This window comes from Actinomadura spongiicola (assembly GCF_003432485.1).
GTDB classification, from domain to species: domain Bacteria; phylum Actinomycetota; class Actinomycetes; order Streptosporangiales; family Streptosporangiaceae; genus Spirillospora; species Spirillospora spongiicola.
The window spans coordinates 725,670-746,788 of sequence record NZ_QVNQ01000001.1; the positions used below are offsets into that span (position 1 = coordinate 725,670).

The window sequence follows — 21,119 nt, forward strand, 5'->3', positions numbered from 1 at the left end:
GGAAGGTGACCGATGAGCGACCGCCCCGACTTCGCCGTCCAGATCCACCAGAACCCGTATCTCGCGGTGGACGGCACCCAGGTCCACGCGATCGTGCGGGTCGAGGCCCGCAGCGATCCGGCGGTCACGGCGCGGTCCACCTCGGCGGCGGAGGTCATCATCGTCGACACCTCGGCGTCCATGGCGGGCGAACGGCTGGAGGCCGCCCGGCAGGCCGCCAAGGCGGCGGTGGAGGCGCTGCGCGAGGACGTCGACTTCGCCGTCGTCGCCGGGTCCCGGGAGGCCACGATGGTGTATCCCCGCGACGAGCTGCTGGCCCGCGCGTCCGAACGCGGAAAGGCCGCCGCCAAGGAGGCGATCTCGGGCCTGACGGCCGCGGGCGGCACCCGCATCGGCCGGTGGTTGACGCTGGCGAACGCCCTGTTCGACGACTCCCGGCACGGGATCCGGCACGCCGTCCTGCTGACCGACGGCCGCAACGAGCACGAGACCAGGGAGGAGCTCGACGCCGCTCTGGCCCGCTGCGCCGGACGTTTCGTCTGCGACTGCCGGGGCGTCGGCGCCGACTGGGAGCCCGCCGAGCTGCGGCAGGTGGCGACGCGGTTGCTGGGCGGCTTCGGGCTGGTGGCCGATCCGCGTGACCTCACGACCGACTTCAAGGAGATGATCGGACGGGCCATGGGGAAGGCGGTCGCCGATGTGGCGCTGCGGGTCTGGACGCCCGACAAGGTGTCGCTGCGGTTCCTTAAACAGGTGTATCCCGTGCGGCGCGACCTCACCGGCAAGCGCGTCGAGAGAGGTCCGATCATGGACGGCGCCGGTGACGGCGGAGGCCCCGCGACGGGCGACTACCCGACCGGCATCTGGGGCACGGAGAACCGCGACTACCACCTGTGCGTCACGGTGCCCGTCGGCAAGCCGTACCAGCGGATGCAGGCCGCGCGGGTGTCGCTGGTGCTGCCTGGCTCCGGTGGCGCGGCGGACGAGTCCCTGGCCGAGGGCCTGATCCTCGCCGAATGGACGGACGACAAGGCCCGCTCCACCGGCCAACACCCGTCCGTCGAGCACTACTCCAGGCAGGACGAACTCGCCGACTCCCTCAGCCAGGGAGTGGACGCGTTCCGCAGGGGCGATGACGAGGTCGCCGGACGCGAACTCACCCGGGCGCGTGAACTGGCCGAGCGGACCGGCGCCACGGGGACGTCCAAACGCCTCGACGAGGTCGTCGCCCCGAAGACCGGCGAGGTCCGGCCGCGGGAGGACGTCGACCCCGCCGACATCATCGCCCTCGACACCGAGTCGAGCGAGTCGGCCCATCGGCCACCGGCCACCGACGGTGAAGGCGGGGATGCGGAGTGAGCGTGCTCCGGCGACTGCTCCGGTTCCGTACCGTCCCGCGACGCGTCCAGGGGGTTACGGCCCTGGTCCTGCTGGCCGTGGTGGCGCTGTTCTCCGTCACCGGCGCCGCCGTGTGGGACGCGCGGGCCGCCCTGCGCGCCATCGGCCACAACGAGGGCCCGATGGTCGTGGCCACCAACGACGTCTACCTAGCGCTCAGCGACATGGACGCCCAGGTGACCAACGTGCTCCTGACCGGCGGGGAGGAGGGCTGGCTCTGCGACACCGAGCAGGTCGAGGAGGCGTGCACCCGGAGCCTGCCGCGCTACTTCTACGACATCCGCCGCGAGGACGCCCAGCGCGCCGTGCTCCAGGCCGCGCGGCTCGCCCAGGACGACCCGGTGGGGCTGCGGACCGTCCAGTCCGTGCTGGACGGGCTGTCCCAGTACGACCAGCGCGTGCAGGCGGCGATGGAGCGGAGCGCCGAGACGCCGCACACCTTCGGCGGCCTCCCGCCGGCCGCGGTGAAGGAGTACCGGGCGGCGACCAGGATCATGACCGAGGACCTGTTGCCGAAGGCCAACAACCTCATGCTGGACGGCGCGGCGGCCGTGGAGGAGTCCTACGGCGACCCGCTGTCCAACGTGCGGTCGGGCCGGGCCTGGGTGCTGGCGCTCGGACTGACCGTGCTGGTGACGCTGGGTCTCCTTCAGGTCTACATCGCCAGGCGCTTCCGGCGGATCATCAGCCTGTTCCTGGTCGGCGCCGCCCTCGTGACGACCGTCGTCACCGTGTCGGCCGCGTCCCTGCTGGCGACCGAGGCGGACTACCTGCGCATGGCCAAGGACGACGGGTTCGACCCGGTCCTGCGGCTGTCGCGGACGCGGGCGATCGGCAAGAGCCTCGACGCCGACCGCACCCGCGCCCTCCTCGACCCCGCCGACGCCGACCGGTACGACCAGACCTACTTCGAGAAGTCGCAGACGATCCTCTACATCCGCCAGGCCACCAACCTGGAGTCCTACTACACCATGTTGAACGACCGGGTCGGCCGCTACGGAGCCGACGGGCAGCAGGTGACCTTCAAGGGGCTCTACGGCGTGGCCGCGGCGGAGGCCGCGGCGCGCGGGCGACGTGAGTCCGTCGACTCGTTGGTGGCGCGGTTCCGCGACTACCAGGAGCACGACCGGCATGTCCGCACCCTCGCCAGGGGCGGCGATCGGCAGACCGCGGCCGAGGCGCACATGGACCCGCGGTGGCGTTACCTGCCGCACCCCACTTTCCGGGAGCACGACGCGGGGCTCGGCGCGCTCGTCGACCGCCGCCAGCTCGTCGTGGACCACACGGTACGGAGCGGGGAGCGGGCGCTGCGGCCGTGGCCGTGGCTGCTGCCCGTGTCGGGCCTGGCCATCGCCGCGCTGGTCGTGGCCGGCGTGTGGCCCCGGCTCGCCGAGTACCGCTGACAAGACACCAGGAAGGGAGCAGACCGTGCGCGGACTCCGCCACGCCGTGGTCGTGATCGCGGCCGTCCTCGTCGCCGGCGCGGGCCTGGTCGCGTACCGGGCCACCGGCGACGCGGCCACGGCGTCGATCCTCGACAAGGACCGGCTGACGATCGGGGTGAAGACCGACCAGCCGCGCGTGGGCCTGCGGAAACCGGACGGGACGTACGAGGGCTTCGACATCGACGTCGCCACCTACCTCGCGGGCCGTCTCGGGTTCGACGCGAAGCACATCAGGTTCGTCGCGGTCACCTCCGACACCCGGGACGAGGCCCTCAAGCGCGGCGACGTCGACCTGGTGCTGGCCACCTACTCGATCACCCCGCGGCGCAAGGAGCGGGTCACCTTCGGCGGCCCCTACTACGTGGCGCACCAGGACATCCTCGTCCGCACCGGTGACACGTCGATCAGGAACGTGAGCGATCTGAAGGGCAGGCGGCTCTGCCGGGTGAGGGGATCGGAGTCGTGGCAGCGGGTGAGGGTGGAGCGCGGGGTGGCCGCGAAGCAGGTGTGGGCGGAGTCCTACAGCGAGTGCGTCACCGGCCTCCGGAAGGGCAGCCTGGACGCGGTCTCCACCGATGACCTGATCCTCGCGGGCTTCTCCATCGCGGAGGGCTCCGGCACCACGATGGTCAACGCGCCGTTCACCAACGAGAAGTACGGGGTCGGCCTGAAGAAGGGCGATCTGAAGGGCTGCCTGGCCGTCAACAGGTATCTGACCGAGATGTACCAGAACGGGGTCGCCGAGACGCTGCTCACCACCTGGTTCGGGGCGGTGGACTTCGCCGTCGCCACGACCGTCCCACAGTTCGAGGGCTGCGCCTGAGCAAGAGTCGTTCCTTATCTTGACTCGTTCCAGAAAATGAGACAGCCTGGGCGACGTGTCCACGGCCGCCGACTTCCGGCAGATGCTCCGCGGGGCCGCCCTCCGGGTGACCCGTCCGCGACTCGCGGTGCTCGAAGCGGTGCGCGCGCATCCGCACGCCGACACCGAGTCCATCATCGGAGCGGTACGCGAGGATCTTCCGAAGGTCTCCCACCAGGCCGTGTACGACTCGTTGCGCACGCTGACGGCGGCGGGCCTGGTCCGGAAGATCCAGCCGGCGGGTTTCGTGGCGCGTTACGAGTCGCGCGTGGGGGACAACCATCACCACGTCGTATGCCGGTCGTGCGGGTCCATCGCCGACGCCGACTGCGCCGTGGGTGAGGCCCCCTGTCTGACCGCGTCCGACGACCGCGGCTTCACGATCGACGAGGCCGAGGTCGTCTACTGGGGCCTGTGCCCCGGCTGCTCCACAAATGAGAACTCCTGATCCACCCCGCGCAGCCCTGGGAGGAACCGACATGTCAGAGAGCAAGGAACACCCCGTATACGACACGAACGCCGAGAGCGCGGGCGGATGCCCGGTCGCGCACACGCGCGCCCCGCATCCCACGCAGGGCGGCGGCAACCGGGGCTGGTGGCCGAACCGGCTCGACCTGAAGATCCTCGCCAAGCACCCCGCGGTGGCGAACCCGCTCGGGGAGGACTTCGACTACGCCAAGGAGTTCGAGTCCCTCGACCTCGCCGCCGTGAAGCGGGACATCGCCGAGGTCCTGACGGACTCGAAGGACTTCTGGCCCGCCGACTTCGGCCACTACGGCCCGTTCATGATCCGGATGGCGTGGCACAGCGCGGGCACGTACCGCGTCCATGACGGCCGGGGCGGCGCCGGGTCCGGCCAGCAGCGCTTCGCGCCCCTCAACAGCTGGCCCGACAACGCGAGCCTCGACAAGGCCCGCCGCCTGCTGTGGCCCGTGAAGAAGAAGTACGGCCAGAAGATCTCCTGGGCCGACCTGCTGATCCTCACCGGCAACGTCGCCCTGGAGTCGATGGGCTTCAGGACGTTCGGCTTCGCCGGTGGTCGCGAGGACGCCTGGCAGGCCGACGAGGACGTCTACTGGGGCCCGGAGACCACCTGGCTCGGCGACGAACGCTACTCCGGCGACCGTGACCTCGAACGTCCGCTCGGCGCCGTCCAGATGGGCCTCATCTACGTCAACCCGGAGGGCCCGAACGGCAACCCGGACCCGATCGCCGCGGCCCGCGACATCCGCGAGACGTTCCGCCGCATGGCGATGAACGACGAGGAGACCGTCGCGCTGATCGCCGGTGGTCACACCTTCGGCAAGACGCACGGCGCGGGCCCCGCCGACAGGGTCGGCCCCGAGCCCGAGGCCGCCCCGCTGGAGCAGCAGGGTCTCGGCTGGAAGAGCTCCCACGGCACCGGTGTGGGCCCGGACGCGATCACCAGCGGCCTGGAGGGCATCTGGACGCCCACCCCGACGACGTGGGACAACACCTTCTTCGAGACGCTGTTCCGCTACGAGTGGGAGCTGTTCAAGAGCCCCGCGGGCGCGCACCAGTGGCGGCCGAAGGACGGTGCGGGCGCGGACACCGTTCCGGACGCGCACGACCCGTCCAAGCGGACCCACCCGACCATGCTGACGACCGACCTGTCGCTCCGGTTCGACCCGATCTACGAGCCGATCTCGCGCCGCTTCCTGGAGAACCCGGACGAGTTCGCGGACGCCTTCGCCCGCGCCTGGTTCAAACTGACGCACCGCGACATGGGCCCGAAGGTGCGCTACCTCGGCCCGGAGGTCCCGGCCGAGACGCTGATCTGGCAGGACCCCGTCCCGGAGGTGGACCACGAGCTCGTCGGGCCGGCCGACATCGCCGACCTCAAGGAACGCATCCTCGCGTCCGGGCCGTCGGTGTCCCAGCTCGTCGCCACGGCGTGGGCGTCGGCGTCGACGTTCCGCGGCGGGGACAAGCGCGGCGGCGCCAACGGCGCGCGGATCCGGCTCCAGCCGCAGAGCAGCTGGGAGGTCAACGACCCCGACGAACTGGCGACGGTGCTGCGCGCGCTGGAGGGCGTCCAGGAGGCGTTCAACGCCGAGCAGACCGGCGGCAAGCGGGTCTCCCTCGCCGACCTGATCGTCCTCGGCGGATGCGCCGCCATCGAGCGGGCCGCCCGAGCAGCGGGGCACACGATCGAGGTGCCCTTCACGCCGGGACGCACCGACGCGACGCAGGAGCAGACCGACGTCGAGTCGTTCGAGGCGATGGAGCCGACCGCGGACGGGTTCCGCAACTACCTCGGGAAGGGCAACCCGCTGCCCGCCGAGTACCTGCTGCTCGACCGGGCGAACCTGCTCACGCTGAGCCCGCCCGAGATGACGGCCCTCGTCGGCGGTCTGCGGGTCCTCGGCGCCAACCACAAGGGGACGCGGCTCGGTGTCTTCACCGACACCCCCGGGACGCTGACCAACGACTTCTTCGTGAACCTGCTCGACCTGGACACCACGTGGGAGCCGACGTCGGAGGACGCCGAGTCCTTCGAGGGCCGCGCCGCCGACGGCACGGTCAAGTGGACGGGCAGCCGCGTCGACCTGGTCTTCGGCTCGCACGCCGAACTGCGCGCGCTCGCCGAGGTGTACGCCAGCGACGACGGGCACGCGAAGTTCGTCGCGGACTTCGTCGCCGCATGGGACAAGGTCATGAACCTGGACCGGTTCGACCTCTCCTGATCTCCGGCGTGGTTCGGGGGTGCCGTCCGGGGTTCACCGGATCAGGTGGACGCCGGGCGGCACTCCGGGCACAGGCCCCAGAAGGTGACCTCCGCCTCGTCGATCAGGTATCCGGCCTCGTCCACGGGGTCGAGGCAGGGCGGATGGCCCACGACGCAGTCGACGTCCTTGACCGCCCCGCAGTTCCGGCACACCAGGTGGTGGTGGTTGTCGCCGACGCGTCCCTCGAACCGGGCGGGACTCCCGGCGAGTTCGATGCGGCGCACGAGCCCCGCCGCCGTGAGCGCGTGCAGGGCCTCGTACACGGCCTGGAGGGAGATGTGCCCGACACGGTCGCGCACCCCGGACGCCAGCGCCTCGACCCCGAGGTGGTCGCCGTCCCGGACGGTCTCCAGCAGCGCGACACGCGCCGCCGTCACCCGCAGGCCGACCCCCCGCAGTTCCTCGGCGGTCGTCGGGGTCTCGGACGCGGTCATGGCACCGTACCTACCCTCACAGACGCGAACGGCCTAACACAGCGACTGGCACAAGTCTACGCGGCGCGCGGAAGATCACCTTCGCCGGTCGCGGCCGGGGAGTGCGTGTGGGGCCGGGGCCGGTCGCACTCGTAGCGCGGGTGCGGTGGAAGGACGGGGTTGTCGTTGGGCGACTCGTCCTGCATGAACAGCGTGTACTCGCGAAAGCTGGGCTGTCCCGGGACGTGCACGTCGGCGTGGAGACCGTCCAGCAGCGGTTCGCCGGTGACCGGATCGGTCCAGGTGGCGCCCTCGGGTTCGACGATCAGCGCGCCGAACAGGCCGTGCGCCTGCGAACCGTCCTCGCCGCCGCGGAGATCGGCGAGGTCGCCGAGGAAGAACACGCCCTCCTCGGTGGCGTCCCACTCGTAGGTGACGGCGCCGCCCGGCCGGACGGCCGAGTCCGGGTTCTGGCCGACCGCGCCCCCGTCGGCGGCCTTCACCCGATATCCGACGCCCTGGGCATGGATTCCGGCCCGCTGCCGCAGCCTGTTGCGGAAGCGGATGACGAGCCGTTCACCGACGCGGGCGCGCAGGACGAGCGGGCGGACCAGCGGGTGTGGCTCGGGTAACAGTTCCGGCTGCTTCACCGGGTCGGGGAACGGTCGTGGGAAGGTGCTTTCGACTTCGTTCAGGGCCGTCTCGTGCTCGGCCAGCGTGAAGATCATTCCGTTGCGGTCGTGGTCCCCGTACGCGTCGTAGACGATCGGCACGTGCCGCGCCACGACGTTGTACACCCTGGTCACGGGCATCTGCGAATTCCCCCTGAAACTCCCGTTGTGTCGGAGACCGCCCGTCCGATCACGGCGGCCGTGGACATGTGCGGGGTGTGCGGGGTGGACGCGCTGCGCGGCGTGTTGACTGTTCGACGACCCGGGCGGTCAAGAGGTTCCGGACCGGATCCGGCCAGGTCAACCCCGGCCTGTCCGCTACCACACAGATCGCCTGACCGAAATCAAGTCGGTTGCGTCCTTAAAGAGCGATTCAAAACCAGAGTTAATTGTGAATAAGGGGCAATACCAGGGTGTTGACGACTCAGCGGAGTCGGGAATAGCCTCTCCGCAGATTCTCCGGACCGAGAGGATCGTCATTCGGCCCCGACCCCGCCATTGTCTCCGTAAATCCGCCGGAACGGCCGACGAGACACGGGCCATGACAAAGGCGCCGGGGCCCCACAACCCCCTGAGAGACCCGATCCATGATGAACGCCAAACGACTGGGAATCGCGCTGGGTGCGGCCGTGCTCGTGCCCACCGTGGCGACGGTTGCCTACGTCGGCACCAACGGCGCCGACACGGTTAGGGCCGGCTCTGTCGCCGCCTCCGACGAAGCTCCCGAGTTCGAGCCGGTGCCCGACGCGGCGCCGCCGCCGCGGGACGTCAACCTCAAAGTGGAGACCATCAACGGTTCAGGCTGCCCCGCCGGCACCACGAAGGTGACCCCCACGAACGACAACGCCGCGTTCACTGTCACGTACCAGAAGTACGTGGCCTGGGCCGGTGGGGACGCGCCGCCCACCGAGTTCCGGAAGAACTGCCAGATCAACGTGCACGTCGACGCCCCGAAGGGCTACACGTACGCGGTCATCGGCGTCGTGTCCCGCGGCTTCGCGCACGTGGAGCCCGGGGCCACCGCCCTGCAGAGCACGCTCTACTACTTCCAGGGCAGCTCCGGCGGGCAGACGGTCAGCCACGAGCTGGACGGCCCGTACCACGGCGCCTGGCGGTTCCGTGACCGGACCGACCCCGCCAAGCGCGAGTACGCGCCGTGTGACAAGGAACGCAACCTGAACATCAACTCGCAGCTGCGGGTCACCAAGGGCGACAGCGACAAGGCCAGTTTCATCGCGATGGAGGCCTCAAACGCCAACGCGGTCTACCACCTGACCTGGAAACGTTGCTAGTCGGACCTCCGTTCCAGAGCACAATGCAGCACGTGCTCGAACAATGAGGTCGAGTGTTCATGGGCGTCGTGAGAACGACGCCCATGAACGCGTTTAGGCCGAATTGGTCGTCACCCGCTCACGTAGCGCAGGTGATTTCGGACATGCACATGGGAACGCCCGGCCGGGGACATCCCCGGCCGGGCGTCGCTCAGTTCGCGGCCCAGCCTGTGGCCCGTGCATTGGCCCGGTAGGGGGCTCGGCGCGGGGGCTCGGCGCGTCGGCTCGTCAGAGGTTCTTCGGGCGGTACGCCTTGTACTCGCTGCCCGAGGACAGGCCGTAGTCGCGCGTGCGGTAGTCGGTGCCGTACCGGCCGCGCTGCTCGTAGGCCCAGTAGGCGGTGTGGGCCTTGTTGGCCCACTTCTCGAAGATGACGACGTGCCGGGTGGTGTTGGTGCCCTGCGCGTCCATGACGAGGTCACCCTTCTTCAGCTCAGACATCTTGATGCGTTCGGTGAGCCTCGACGACGTGAACCCGACCGTGTTCGGGCCCGGTCCGGACAGCCCCAGCGCCATCGCCACGTAGCCGGAGCAGTCGGTGCGGTAGCCCTTGTAGGTCCTGGTCTGGCTGTAGCGCACCCGGTCGTCGGTGCCCGGGTTCCAGGTCTTGGCCCGCTCGATCACCTTGTCGCGGGCGTCCTGCTCGTCGGACCGCTTCTCGGTGGGCGCCTCGGCGGGCTTCCGGGTCTTCCGGGAGGGCCGGTCGGAGCGCTCGCGGCTGTCGGCCGCCCGTCCCTCCGACGACCTGTCCTTCTTGGCGGGGGGAAGGAGTTCCGCGGCCGCGGCGGCGTCGCCGGAGCGGACGGTGGAGCGGGATTCCGAAGGGGAGCCGGAGTCGGCCAGGACCACGCCGCCCGTGACCGTGCCGCACAGGGCGAGGCCGACGAAGGCGCCGATGGCGGCCGCGCGGGGGTTGCGGGAAAGACGGTTCTTGATGTGCTTGCCGTTCAAGGAGTCTCCTTGCTTCCAGGCGCCTACCGGGTTAGCTGACGGGTTCGGGCGTGGAAGTCGCCCTACGGCCTGGGGGCAGGCCGATTCACCCCGGTGCGAGGTATGGGTCCCCGGCTCCGCGCGTGATGGCGGACTCGGCGTTGCCGCTGCGATCCTCTGGGCACGGCGGCCCGTCACGGAACCCTGTGTCCCGTGTGCGAAAGAGCGGCGCGGATGTTGTGGGCACGCCCCGTCCCGGGGTCGTGCGCGGTGAACGCGTCCTGGCTTCGCTCAGCGCCCGCACGCCTCGTCGCGTGCGCATGGCCGGGCGGACGGCCGGGTCTCGGAGGAGATCCGGACGGCAGGACGCCTGAGACGGCGCGTGGGGCGCGCCGCCACCCCACCCGACGGTGCCGGTGGGGCGATCGTGTCCAACGGACACTGCGGGGCAAAGCGCCTGGCGAGCGCCTTGGTGGGCGACAAGCTACTCCGAACGCCAATGGATGGCAAACCCCGACAAAATCATCAACGCCCCAGGTCAGCGCCACAGCGCCGGGCGGGGGCGGTCGCGGTGACGGCGAGCGGCCCGCCCGAGCCGAGGGCGCGTGTCCGCCTCGTCCCCGTCGACCTCCCGGTGGACGTTCGCGTCGACCACCCCGCCGGCGTTCGGACCGGGAACGCGCTCACATGATCGATGCTCGTCCCGTCGAAAGCGCTAGAACATTCAATCGGCATGAGGGTGGACGGTGGCCGGTGAGGTGAACCGCCCGCTGACCGACCTTGATCATTCCGCCGCGAGATCGCGCCTTGAAAAAGGAGCGTTCCAAGGGTCTGAGCTGGGGAACCAGTAGAGAGAGCGTCGCCCATCAAGGGATGGCGCATGATCGTCGCGGACCGGGGAAAGGGGCGGGGGGATGTGTTGACGCCCCGGCCGTCACTGATCAAAAAGCAACGATCTTGATCACGTTTCTGTTGCGGAGCATCTGGCCATTCTTGTCCGAGTTGTGGTGTTTTCGTAGATTCACCGGGAAACGGGGGACCAGTTCCTCGCGGTGCCGCCTTCCGTGCACGGCCCCGAGATCCATGCCGATGACCGGGGGACGGCACCCCTATCTCCCCGAGGAGACGTCAATGACCGAGGTCAACCGCCGTGACCTGCTGGCCGGGGTCGCGGCCTTCACCGGGTTCGCGACCGTCGCGCTGCTACCCGGTAGTGCCGCCGCCACGACCCGGCAGCGTCCCGGCGCACTGCGGCCGCCCACCCTCAGCACGGGTGACAAGGCCGTCGTCTGCCGGGTCGACGCCCGCCGGGCGCTGCGGCATCTGAAGGTGCTCAGCGACGAGATCGGCTGGCGCATCTCCGGGACCGAGTCCGAACACCGCGCCGCCAAGTACATCGCCGGGCAGCTTCGCCGCTACGGCTACGACGTCGAGCTCCAGCCCTTCCCGGTCGCCGACAAGTACCTGGCGGAGATCCGCGCCAAGGGCGAGCGGCTCTGGCAGTGCAGCGCCTCACCGCAGGGCGCCACCGGCACCGTCAAGGGCGACGTGCTGGACGTCGGCGAGGTCGTCAAGGTCCCGGACGGCGCACGCGGCAAGCTGGTCGTGTTCGACCGCATCGTCGGCAAGGAGACCGACCAGGCCAAGGCCGCCCAGGCCGCGGGTGCCAAGGCGGCGCTGCTCATCAACGGACGCTCGGTCGCCTACCCCGAGCGCAAGCCCGCCACGTTCACCCCGACCCTGACGGAGAACGTCACGATCCCCGTGCTGGGCCTCGCCGGATACCACGGCGAACGGATCCGCGCGGGCGCCAAGCGACTGTCCTTCGAGGTCACCCATTACGCGGAGCTGACCTCCTACAACGTTCTGGCCGAGCGGAAGTCGTCCCTGCGGAACCCCGACGCCAAGACCGTCATCATCAGCGCCCACTACGACAGCGTGCCCGGCTCGCCCGGCGCCAACGACGACGGCAGCGGAACCGTGCTCTGTCTGGAGCTGGCCCGCGTCCTGCAAAGACTGCACACCAGGCAGAACATCCGCATCTGTCTGTGGGGATCGGAAGAGTACGGCCTGATCGGCTCCAAGTACTACGTGAAGCAGCTCGACGAGGCGGGCCTGAAGAAGATCACCGGCTGCTTCCAGAACGACATGGTCGCCACCAGCCACCCGCCCGCGGAGACGTACTGGCTGCTGTCGGTGGACGGCGCCGACAACACCACCACGGCTGCGGTGAAGGCCGCCGCGACCCGGCTCGGCTATGTCGACCAGGTTCAGGGCCCCACCGCCCGGGGTTCCAGCGACCACGAGTCCTTCCACGAGCGCGGCGTCGCGGCCGGGAACTTCAGCTGGCGCGGCAACGAGGCGCCCAGCCAGCTCGAACCGTTCTACCACACCCCCGAGGACAGGATCGTCCAGAACATCAGCCTGGAGCGGCTCCAGGTGTCCCTCGAACTGATCGGCTGCGCCGCGTACGACGTGGCACTCCGTAAGTAGCGAAGGACGGCGCCCACGGGAGGCCGGTCGGAGGACCCGCCACCCGTGGACGCCGTTCCCGCCCCAGTCAGTACCGGGGCGCCGGGGTCGTCTCGTCCCGTGGCGCCCTGCCCTGCCCCAGGTCACCGGGGGTGGCGACGCGGCGGGGCCGGGCCAGGTGTCCCGGCCACCAGATGCGGCGCCCGACGTCCAGCGCCAGGGCGGGGACCAGCAGCGACCGGACGACGAACGTGTCGAGCAGCACCCCGACCGCGACCAGCGCGCCGAGCCCGGCCATGAAGGTGATCGGCAGGTTCATCAGCACCGAGAACGTGGCGGCGAGCACCAGTCCGGCGCTGGTGATGACGCCGCCGGTCGTGGTGAGACCGCGCAGCACGCCCGTCCGGTGGCCGGACGCGACCGTCTCCTGGCGCACCCGGTGCATGAGGAAGATGTTGTAGTCGATTCCGAGCGCCACCAGGAAGATGAACCCCAGCAGGGGCGTGGAGTTGTCGAGCGCCTCCACCCCGAGCGGCCCCTTCAGCAGCAGCCACGCGGCGCCGAGCGCGGCGAAGTACGACAGCACGATGGTCCCCAGCAGCAGCACCGGAGCGGCGACCGCGCGCAGTAGCAGGATGAGGATCGTCAACACCACCAGCAGCACCAGCGGGATCACCAGGAGCCGGTCCCGGGACGCCCCGTCGGAGCCGTCCAGCGCCTCCGCGGTGGGCCCGCCGACCACGGCGCCCGCCCCGTCGACGTTGTGCACGGCGTCGCGCAGCCGTTCCACGGTGCGTTCGGCGGCGTCGCTGTCGGCGGCGTCCCGCAGCGTCACCGTCATCTGCACCAGCTGACCGTCCTGGGAACGGCCGGACTCCTGGACGGCGACCACCCCGGGAGTCGACCGGGCCGCGTCCGTCACCTGAGACGCCTTGGGCGCGGCGGCGATGACGTCCGCGGGTGCCGACGAGCCCGCCGGGTAGTGCGCGGCCACCAGCCGCTGACCGGCGACCGACTCGGGCACGGTACGGAACATCTCCTCCTGCGACGGGCCGATCCGCATGGCGCCCGCGATCAGACCGAGACCGACGAGCACGACGGCGGTGGCGAGCCAGATGGTGCGCGGGCGCGCGGCGATCGACGCGGCCACGCCCGCCCAGAGACGTCCCTGCTTGGCCGGTTCGCCGGGCCGGGGGACGAACGGCCAGAAGATCCATCGACCGAAGATCACCAGCAGTGCGGGCAGCAGAGTGATCATGGCGGCGAGGCCGCACAGCACACCGACGGCGCCGACGCCGCCGAGCCCGCGGCTGGAGTTGATGTCGGCGGCGAGCAGGCACAGCAGTCCCGCGACGACGGTGGCCGCGGAGGCGACGATCGCGCCCCGGGACCGGCGCAGCGCGGCGGCCATCGCCTCGTGCCGGTCGACGGTCGAGTGCAACTCCTCCCGGTAGCGGGCGATGAGGAGCAGGGCGTAGTCGGTTCCGACGCCGAACACCAGCACGGTCAGGATTCCGGCGCCCATGCCGTCCACCGGCATGTCGGCGTGCTTGCCCAGCAGGTAGATGAACGCGTTGGCCACCTGGCTCGCCAGCGCGACGCTGATCAGCGGCAGGAGCCAGATGACCGGGCTGCGGTAGGTGAGCAGCAGCAGGACCGTGACGACCGCGACGGTCGCGAGCATCAGCTTGGCGTCCAGGTCGCTGAACACCTCGACCTCGTCGGCGGCCTGCCCGGCCGGTCCGGCCACCTTCACCTGGAGCCCGGCGGGGGCGCCCGCGTGCGCCAGATCCCGGATCTCCTTGACCTTGTCGGTGAAACCGTCCTCGGTCAGCGGGACGGCGACGGTCGTCATGAGGGCCCGCCCGTCGGACGACGGACGGACGCCCGGAGCGCGCCGGTCGGCGGAGTGGGCCGCCAGGGCGTTGCGGTCCCGGTCGACCTTGGCCCGGTCGTCGGCGGTGATGCCGTCGTCGCGGACATAGACGACCACGGCGGGAATCGGCTCCTCGGAGCTGAACCGCTTGCGCAACTCGTGGTGCTCGGACGTCTCGGCGCCCCGGGCGAGGTTGAACGTCTCGTTGTCCTCGACGTCCCCGACCTTTCCGGCGAGCGGGGCGGCGGCGAAGAGGATGCCGATCCAGGCCAGGACGACCAACCATTTGGCGCGGCGTCCGGCGGGCAGTGCGGCGACGCGGTCGAGCGCGCGGCGCGGCCCGCTTCGCGTGGCGTCGGGAAGCATGAAATGCTTTCCTTCCTGGGAGTACGTACCGTGAACGCACGCGGCGGCACGGTCCGTCCGGGCCCGGCGGCGTGGATGTGCCGTCCAACGCCGGGCCGCGAAGGACCGAGAACGGTCGCGTGCGGGAGTGCTTCCGGATCGGGCCGTCGGGTGGCCGCCCGACGGCCCGCCCTTCTTTTCGAGGGGACGGGCGTTCAGTCGATCTCCCGCATCACCCTCTCGATGGACGTCATCCGCTTCTGTAGATCGGCGAGGTTCTCGCTGATCCGCAGCAGATCCTCACGCGTCTCCATCTCGGTCCTGAGGGATCGCTCGGCGAGCTTGCGGTACGCGTCCTCGCGGGCGAGCTGCACCTTGGCGCGCCAGGTCGCGAACACCTGCCAGATCAGTACGATCGCGACCGCGCCGATCACGATGAACAGCACGGCTCCAATGAGGATGCCCCAGGCGTCGTCCTCCATCAGTCGCTCCTTCTACCGTCCGTGTTGCCGTCCGTGTCGCCGGTCTTGTCGCCGGTCTTGTCGACTTCGTCGCCGCCCACGCTCTTGAGGGTGAGCGTCCGCACCGATGCCTCGACCTGTTCCAGGTTCAGGTTCAGCACGAACGGCACCACCTCGAAATACCGCATCGCCTTGCCGTCCTCCGAGACCTCCAGGGAGCCGCGCACCAGCCCGGCGGTCTCCAACCTGTTCAGGTGGACCCGCAGCAGCGGTCGGCTGATCCCGACCTGGCGGGCGAGCTCGCTCACGTATCTGCGGCCCTCGCCGAGGGCGGCCAGGATCCGCAGCCGGTGCGGGCTGGCCAGGGCCGACAGCGCCCGCACCAGCTCGTCGCCCGTACCGCTCGTCAGATCGGTGTAAACGACATCATCCATGTGAAAACAAAAACTATCACGTGTCAGCTTCTGCTTGCCAGCCGAAGTCGCCCTCTTCGCGCCGGACCGGTACTACTGTGTGCATCACAGACCGGAGTCGGGTCGTGCCGCACGGTGGCACACGGATGGTGAGGGTGGTCGGCGAGGGTGGATGTGGACGCAGTTCAACCTGAGGGCATCCCGGCGCCGGGACGCCGCGTGCACGATCTCGCCGACAGCGGCCCCACGGTCCTGCGCATCCTGCTCGGCGGCCAGCTCCGGCGGCTGCGCGAGGCCAGAGGCATCACGCCCAAGGACGCCGGAGACGCCATCCGCGCCTCCGCCTCCAAGATCAGCCGGTTGGAGCTCGGCCGGGTCGGGTTCAAGAAGCGCGACGTCGCCGACCTGCTCACCCTGTACGGCGTGCTCGCGGAGGACGAGCGCGAGCCGCTGCTGAGCCTGGCCGAGCGGGCGAACCGGCCCGGCTGGTGGCAGCGCTACAGCGACATCCTGCCGCCGTGGTTCGAGGTCTACATCGGGTTGGAGGAGGCGGCGTCGGCGCTGCGCGTCCATGAGACGCGGTTCGTCCCCGAACTGCTCCAGACCGCCGACTACGCCCGCGCCGCGGTCGGGCTCGACCGTCCCATGGCGTCCGAGACGGAGATCGAGCGCAGGGTGAACGTGCTGACGCGGCGGCAGCGGATCCTGCGCCGCGGGACGCCGCCGCAGCTCTGGGCGCTGGTGGACGAGGCGGCGCTGCGCCGTCCCCTCGGCGACCCGGCGATCATGCGCGCGCAGCTCGCCGCCCTGCTCGACGCGATCCGCGGCACGGACGTCACCCTCCAGATCGTGCCGCCGTCCCGTGGCGCGCTGGCGGCGATGGCCGGGCCGTTCACGATGCTGAGGTTCGCCGAGCCGAGCCTGCCGGACGTGGTGTACATGGAGCAGCTCACCAGCGCGCTCTACCTGGACAAGGACGCCGACCTGGCCGTCTACAAGCGCCATTTGGACCGGATGTCGGTCAACGCGCTTCCTCCGGCCGCCACGGAGGAACGGCTGATGACGCTGCTCGACGAGGTGCGTTAACGTCCGGAAACGGCCGGTGTCAACTTTCTACGTCGCCGATGAACTGATTGCAGATTTCCGACGCTCCGGAGAGAATCATGGCCTGAACTTCCGAGACGCGTGGGAGGCGAAGCCGTGACCGGCGACGCGCACGTCTCCGGCCAGGAGCCGGAGATCTCGATCGACACCAGCGTGGCGCACCCGGCCCGGGTGTGGGACTACTGGCTCGGCGGCAAGGACCATTACCCCTCCGACGTCGAGGTCGGCGACCAGTTGGAGGAGACCATCCCCGAGGTGGTGCTGTGGGCGCGCGCCGACCGCGAATTCCTCGGCAGAGTGGTCCGCCACGTCATCACCGAGGCGGGCGTACGGCAGTTCCTCGACATCGGCACCGGCATCCCCACCAGGGACAACACCCACCAGGTCGCGCAGCGCCTCGCGCCCGAGAGCCGGGTCGTGTACGTCGACAACGATCCCGTGGTGCTGGCGCACGCGCGGGCGTTGCTGGCCAGTTCGCCCGAGGGCGCCACCGACTTCGTCGACGCCAACCTCCACGACCCCGACACGATCCTGGCCGAGGCGGCCCGCACGCTGGACTTCTCCCGCCCGGTCCTGGTGACGTTGCTCGGCATTCTGGAGTTCAGCGTCACCGACGAGGCGTACACGATCGTGAACCGGATTCTGGAGCCGTTCCCGTCCGGCACCCATCTGGCGATCGCCTGCCCCAGCAACCACACCAACACCGAGGCGATGGACGAGGTCGCCCGGAAATGGAACGACAGCGGCGCCACCCCGATCGTCATGCGCAGCGCCGAGGGACTGAAACGCTTCTTCGAGCACCTGGAATTGCTTGAGCCCGGGCTCGTGCCGCTGCCGAAGTGGCGTCCCGACCCCGGAACGCTCTACGCCGACCGGGACATGGACTTCTACTGCGCGGTCGGCCGCAAACCCTGAACCCCGCCGGACGGGCGGCCGTGCTTGTGCATGACGTGCTTGACGCGCGTGTAGTCCTCCAGCCCGTAGTGCGAGAGATCCTTGCCGTAGCCGGAGTGCTTGAAGCCGCCATGCGGCATCTCCGCGACCAGCACCATGTGGTCGTTGATCCACACGCAGCCGAAGTCGAGCCGGGCCGCCATGCGCATCGCGCGGCCGTGGTCGGCGGTCCAGACGCTTGAGGCAAGGGCGTGGTCGACGTCGCACGCCGACCGGAGCGCCTCGTCCTCGTCGGTGAACGGCTGCACGGTCAGCAGCGGCGCGAAGTTCTCCTGGCGCACCACGGCGTCGTCCTGCGCCACCCCCGTGATGACGGTGGGCGCCAGGAAGTAGCCGCGTTCGCCGACTCGGTGTCCACCGGCGGCGACGGTGGCGTGCGCGGGCAGGTCGTCCAGCGTCCGGAGCACGCGGGCGAACTGGTCGGAGTTGTTCAGCGGGCCGTAGGCGGCGTCGTGGTCGGACGGCGGCCCGGTGCGGACGGTGGCGACGCGTTCCAGCAGGCGCGCGGTGAACTCCTCGTGGACGTCCCGCTGGACGAGCACGCGCGCCACGGCCGTGCAGTCCTGCCCCGCGTTGTAGAACCCGGCGCCGACGACGCCGTCGACCGCTTCGCAGAGATCGGCGTCGGCGAACACGACGGCGGGGGCGTTGCCGCCGAGTTCCAGGTGGGTGCGGGCGAGGCGGTCCGCGGCGGCGCGGGCGACCTCGACGCCCGCCCGCGTCGAACCGGTGATCGACACCATCGCCGCGGTGGGGTGCGCGACGACCGCGCGGCCGGTGTCGCGGTCGCCGCAGACGATGTTGAGGACGCCCGGCGGAACGGCCTCCGCGGCGAGTTCCCCGAACATCGCGGCGGTGACGGGGGTGGTGTCGCCGGGCTTGAGCACCACGGTGTTCCCCGCCGCGAGGGCGGGCGCGATCTTCCACACGGCCATCAGCAGCGGATAGTTCCACGGGACGACCTGACCGATGACACCGACCGGTTCGCGCCGCACGTAGGACGTGTGCCCCGGGGTGTACTCGGAGGCGGCGATGCCGGGGAGCAGGCGGGCGGCTCCGGCGAAGAAGCGCAGGCAGTCGGCCGCCACGAACACCTCCTCGACGCGGGTGGCGGCGATCGGCTTGCCGGTGTTGCGGCACTCGGCGGCCACGAACTCGTCGGCCCGCCGCTCCAGCAGGTCGGCGCAGTGCAGCAGCGCCCGCTGGCGGTGGCCGGGCGGTGTGTCGCGCCAGCCGTCGAACGCGTTCACGGCGGCGGTGTAGGCGTCGCCGACGTCGGATTCGCTGGACAGCGGCGCGCTGCCGAACACCTCGCCTGTGCTGGGGTCGATCAGTTCGGTGACGCGTCCGTCGGCGGCGGGACGGAGCTGCCCGCCGATGACGTTGTGCACGGTGGTGAGAGTGGTCATCGGTGCGATCCTTGGAGGAGGGCCAGCAGGTCGTAGGTGATGTGCGCCGCCGCGATTCCCGTGATCTCGGCGTGGTCGTAGGCGGGGGCGACCTCGACGACGTCCGCGCCGACGAGGTTCAGGCCGTCCAGGCCGCGCAGGATTTCGAGCAGCTCACGGCTGGAGAGTCCGCCCGCCTCCGGTGTACCGGTGCCGGGCGCGTGCGCGGGGTCGAGCACGTCGATGTCGACCGACACGTACACCGGGCGGTCGCCCAGCCGGCCGCGGACGCGGTCGATGACGGTGTCGATCGGCTGCCGGACGAGGTCGCGGGCGTGCACGGCGGTGAAGCCGAGCTTCTCGCTCTCGTCCAGGTCCAGCCGCGAGTACAGCGGCCCGCGAATGCCGACGTGCGTGGAGTGGGACAGGTCGATCAGGCCCTCTTCGCTGGCGCGGCGGAACGGCGTGCCGTGCGTGTACGGGGCGCCGAAGTAGGTGTCCCAGGTGTCGAGGTGCGCGTCGAAGTGCAGCACCGCGATGGGGCCGTGGCGTTCGTGCTGGACGCGCAGCAGCGGCAGCGCGATGGTGTGGTCCCCGCCGATGGTGATCAGGCGGCGGCGGGTGCCCGACAGGTCACGGGCGGCGTCCTCGACGGCCGTGATCGCGGCGCTCAGGTCGAACGGGTTGATTCCGGCGTCGCCCGCGTCGGCGACCTGGCTCACCGCGAACGGCTCGACGTCCAGCGCGGGATGGTAGGGGCGCAGCAGCCGGGAGCTCTGCCGGACATGACCGGGCCCGAACCGGGCGCCCGGACGGTAGCTGACCCCGGTGTCGAACGGGACGCCCCAGACCAGCACCTCGGCGTCGGGCACGTCGTCGAACCGCGGCAGCCGCGCGAACGTGGCGTCACCCGCGTAGCGGGGGATCCGCGTCGCGTCGACCGGGCCGACCGGCGGCGGCGTGCCGGAGCCGGTCACGGGGCCGGTCACGGGGCCGGTCACAGGGCCTCCAGCAGTTCCGCCGCGGCGCGGCGGCCGCTGTCGATCGCGCCGTCGATGAAGCCGGGCCAGCGGTGCGCGGTGTGCGCCCCGGCGAAGTGGACGAGCCCTTCCGGCACGGCCAGGTGGGCCTCGTACCTGGTGATCTGCCCGGCCCTGAACGTGGTCCAGGTGCCGCGTGACCAGGGGTCGTGCACCCAGTCGTGCGTGGCCGTCGCGACGACCTCGGCGTCCGGCGCGTACTCCCGGACGGCCCGCTGCACCGCCTGCGGGTCATTGCCGTTCACGTGGTCGTGCCCGGGGGCGAAGCACACCAGCAGCACCCCTTCGGGGAGGGTGCGCATCGCCCCGACGTAGTCGAAGACCGTGCCCCAGCCGTAGCCGCTGAGGTCCTCGGGGACGTTGCGGGCCACCGCCCACACCTTCTGTCCCTGCCCGGCGTGATTCTCCTTGGAGATCGCGAGCTTCTCGGGGGCGAGCGCGGGCGCGAAGTCGATGTCCTGGAGGACGCCGAGCGGCACCGTGATCAAAACCCGCCGCGCCGTGACCGCGCCACCCGCAGAGGTGACGACCACATGATCGGCTTCCTGGCGCACGGACCGCACCGGGCAGGACAGCCGGATGTCGGCCCCGCCGTCGTCGGCGAGCGCGCGGGCCAGGGAGACGGTTCCGTCGTCGAAGGTCTGGCCGAGCACGCTGGCCTTGACCATGCCCCAGAGGGAGTTGTCCATCGCGGCCAGCCAGCGCAGCACGTCCAGGGCGGACCCGGTGTCGGACGAGGCGTTCCCGCAGCCGCAGAACCAGGAGATCAGCAGCTCGCGGGCGTTGCCCTCCAGACCGGCGTCGTCCGCCCACCGCCGGATCGAAACGTCGAGATCGGCGAGCCCCTGACCGGACAGCGGGCGGTTCACGTCGAGGCGGGCGCCCGCGGCGAGCAGCGCGCGGACCGCGTGCTCCAGCCGCTCCAGTTCGGCGGGCGGGACGGGCAGCAGGGAGTCCAGCACGGTGCCCCGGTCGGACCAGGTCATCCGGCTTGGCAGCTCGCTGTCGCTGATCGCGATCCCGTAGCGCCGCGCCTCGGCGGACACGAAGGTCTGTTGTGGAACGATCCACGTCCCGCCCATCTCCAGCCCGCAGCCGCCGAGCAGATCCGTCCGGTACCAGGTGCGGCCGCCGATCCGGTCGCGCGCCTCCAGCACGCGCACCCGCCTGCCCGCCGCCCCGAGATCACGTGCGGCCGTCAGCCCAGCGAATCCGGCACCGACGACGACAACATCGACTTGCGGTTGGTTCATGACGACTCACGCT

General features: G+C 70.6%; 18 protein-coding genes and 1 riboswitch. Of the genes, 9 read left to right on the forward strand and 9 right to left on the reverse strand.

Annotation, left to right across the window (positions count from 1 at the left end):
- Nucleotides 1-12: 12 nt before the first annotated feature.
- The 5 genes from D0T12_RS03445 (at nucleotide 13) to katG (ending at nucleotide 6,413) form a co-directional block, all read left to right on the forward strand.
- Nucleotides 13-1,359: a vWA domain-containing protein gene (locus D0T12_RS03445; protein ID WP_117397752.1), complete on the forward strand. Its 1,347-nt coding sequence runs from the start codon at nucleotides 13-15 to the stop codon at nucleotides 1,357-1,359.
- Entirely contained in the window at nucleotides 1,356-2,801 is a 1,446-nt protein-coding gene (locus D0T12_RS36345) for a hypothetical protein (protein WP_233525828.1), read from the forward strand. The genes D0T12_RS03445 and D0T12_RS36345 overlap by 4 nt, the downstream gene beginning before the upstream one ends.
- Nucleotides 2,802-2,826: 25 nt before the next feature.
- Nucleotides 2,827-3,666, forward strand: a complete 840-nt coding sequence (locus tag D0T12_RS03450; protein WP_233525829.1) for a glutamate ABC transporter substrate-binding protein — start codon at nucleotides 2,827-2,829, stop codon at nucleotides 3,664-3,666.
- Between the two features lie 82 nt (nucleotides 3,667-3,748).
- Complete coding sequence (locus D0T12_RS03455) at nucleotides 3,749-4,153, forward strand: Fur family transcriptional regulator (RefSeq protein WP_117398030.1); 405 nt, start codon at nucleotides 3,749-3,751, stop codon at nucleotides 4,151-4,153.
- 31 nt (nucleotides 4,154-4,184) lie between these two features.
- Nucleotides 4,185-6,413 carry a catalase/peroxidase HPI gene (katG, locus tag D0T12_RS03460; protein ID WP_117397754.1) on the forward strand — a complete coding sequence of 743 codons (2,229 nt, stop codon included), beginning with the start codon at nucleotides 4,185-4,187 and terminating at the stop codon, nucleotides 6,411-6,413.
- Between the two features lie 41 nt (nucleotides 6,414-6,454).
- On the opposite strand, the gene D0T12_RS03465 is transcribed toward katG, so the two are convergent.
- Together D0T12_RS03465 and D0T12_RS03470 are read right to left on the reverse strand one after the other, a co-directional pair.
- Nucleotides 6,455-6,889 carry a Fur family transcriptional regulator gene (locus D0T12_RS03465; RefSeq protein ID WP_117397755.1) on the reverse strand — a complete coding sequence of 145 codons (435 nt, stop codon included), beginning with the start codon at nucleotides 6,887-6,889 and terminating at the stop codon, nucleotides 6,455-6,457.
- A gap of 56 nt (nucleotides 6,890-6,945) precedes the next feature.
- Nucleotides 6,946-7,680 (reverse strand): multicopper oxidase domain-containing protein, encoded by a 735-nt coding sequence (locus tag D0T12_RS03470; RefSeq protein ID WP_117397756.1) that lies wholly within the window; start codon nucleotides 7,678-7,680, stop codon nucleotides 6,946-6,948.
- 488 nt (nucleotides 7,681-8,168) lie between these two features.
- Between D0T12_RS03470 and D0T12_RS03475 the strand changes: the two genes are divergently transcribed.
- A complete protein-coding gene (locus tag D0T12_RS03475; RefSeq protein WP_199487261.1) occupies nucleotides 8,169-8,831 on the forward strand; it encodes a DUF4360 domain-containing protein in 663 nt (220 codons plus the stop codon).
- A gap of 267 nt (nucleotides 8,832-9,098) precedes the next feature.
- Here D0T12_RS03475 and D0T12_RS03480 read toward each other — a convergent pair whose 3' ends face one another.
- A complete protein-coding gene (locus tag D0T12_RS03480) occupies nucleotides 9,099-9,821 on the reverse strand; it encodes an NlpC/P60 family protein (RefSeq protein WP_117397757.1) in 723 nt (240 codons plus the stop codon).
- A gap of 5 nt (nucleotides 9,822-9,826) precedes the next feature.
- Nucleotides 9,827-9,971, reverse strand: a riboswitch (cyclic di-AMP (ydaO/yuaA leader).
- A 960-nt stretch (nucleotides 9,972-10,931) separates the two neighbouring features.
- Between D0T12_RS03480 and D0T12_RS03485 the strand changes: the two genes are divergently transcribed.
- Nucleotides 10,932-12,293, forward strand: coding sequence for a M20/M25/M40 family metallo-hydrolase (locus D0T12_RS03485; RefSeq protein WP_117397758.1), 1,362 nt, complete (start codon nucleotides 10,932-10,934; stop codon nucleotides 12,291-12,293).
- Between the two features lie 67 nt (nucleotides 12,294-12,360).
- Here D0T12_RS03485 and D0T12_RS03490 read toward each other — a convergent pair whose 3' ends face one another.
- From D0T12_RS03490 to D0T12_RS03500, 3 genes are all read right to left on the reverse strand, one after another.
- Nucleotides 12,361-14,514: an MMPL family transporter gene (locus D0T12_RS03490; protein WP_117397759.1), complete on the reverse strand. Its 2,154-nt coding sequence runs from the start codon at nucleotides 14,512-14,514 to the stop codon at nucleotides 12,361-12,363.
- Between the two features lie 194 nt (nucleotides 14,515-14,708).
- Complete coding sequence (locus D0T12_RS03495; RefSeq protein WP_117397760.1) at nucleotides 14,709-14,975, reverse strand: hypothetical protein; 267 nt, start codon at nucleotides 14,973-14,975, stop codon at nucleotides 14,709-14,711.
- Nucleotides 14,975-15,388, reverse strand: a complete 414-nt coding sequence (locus D0T12_RS03500) for an ArsR/SmtB family transcription factor (protein WP_117397761.1) — start codon at nucleotides 15,386-15,388, stop codon at nucleotides 14,975-14,977. The genes D0T12_RS03495 and D0T12_RS03500 overlap by 1 nt, the downstream gene beginning before the upstream one ends.
- A gap of 153 nt (nucleotides 15,389-15,541) precedes the next feature.
- Here D0T12_RS03500 and D0T12_RS03505 point away from each other — a divergent pair, with 153 nt between their 5' ends.
- Together D0T12_RS03505 and D0T12_RS03510 are read left to right on the forward strand one after the other, a co-directional pair.
- A complete protein-coding gene (locus tag D0T12_RS03505; protein WP_325050732.1) occupies nucleotides 15,542-16,453 on the forward strand; it encodes a helix-turn-helix domain-containing protein in 912 nt (303 codons plus the stop codon).
- Between the two features lie 114 nt (nucleotides 16,454-16,567).
- Nucleotides 16,568-17,386, forward strand: coding sequence for an SAM-dependent methyltransferase (locus D0T12_RS03510; RefSeq protein WP_117398032.1), 819 nt, complete (start codon nucleotides 16,568-16,570; stop codon nucleotides 17,384-17,386).
- Here D0T12_RS03510 and D0T12_RS03515 read toward each other — a convergent pair.
- From D0T12_RS03515 to D0T12_RS03525, 3 genes are read right to left on the reverse strand one after another with little or no spacing between them, the layout of a single operon-like run.
- Nucleotides 17,359-18,834 (reverse strand): aminobutyraldehyde dehydrogenase, encoded by a 1,476-nt coding sequence (locus D0T12_RS03515; protein ID WP_117397763.1) that lies wholly within the window; start codon nucleotides 18,832-18,834, stop codon nucleotides 17,359-17,361. The genes D0T12_RS03510 and D0T12_RS03515 overlap by 28 nt on opposite strands.
- The gene (speB, locus tag D0T12_RS03520) at nucleotides 18,831-19,814 is read right to left on the reverse strand and encodes an agmatinase (protein ID WP_233525830.1); all 984 of its coding nucleotides are present in this window, start codon (nucleotides 19,812-19,814) and stop codon (nucleotides 18,831-18,833) included. Before speB ends, D0T12_RS03515 begins: the two co-directional genes overlap by 4 nt.
- On the reverse strand, nucleotides 19,811-21,106 hold the full coding sequence (locus D0T12_RS03525) for a flavin monoamine oxidase family protein (RefSeq protein WP_117397764.1): 1,296 nt from the start codon (nucleotides 21,104-21,106) through the stop codon (nucleotides 19,811-19,813). The genes speB and D0T12_RS03525 overlap by 4 nt, the downstream gene beginning before the upstream one ends.
- Between the last annotated feature and the right edge of the window lie 13 nt (nucleotides 21,107-21,119).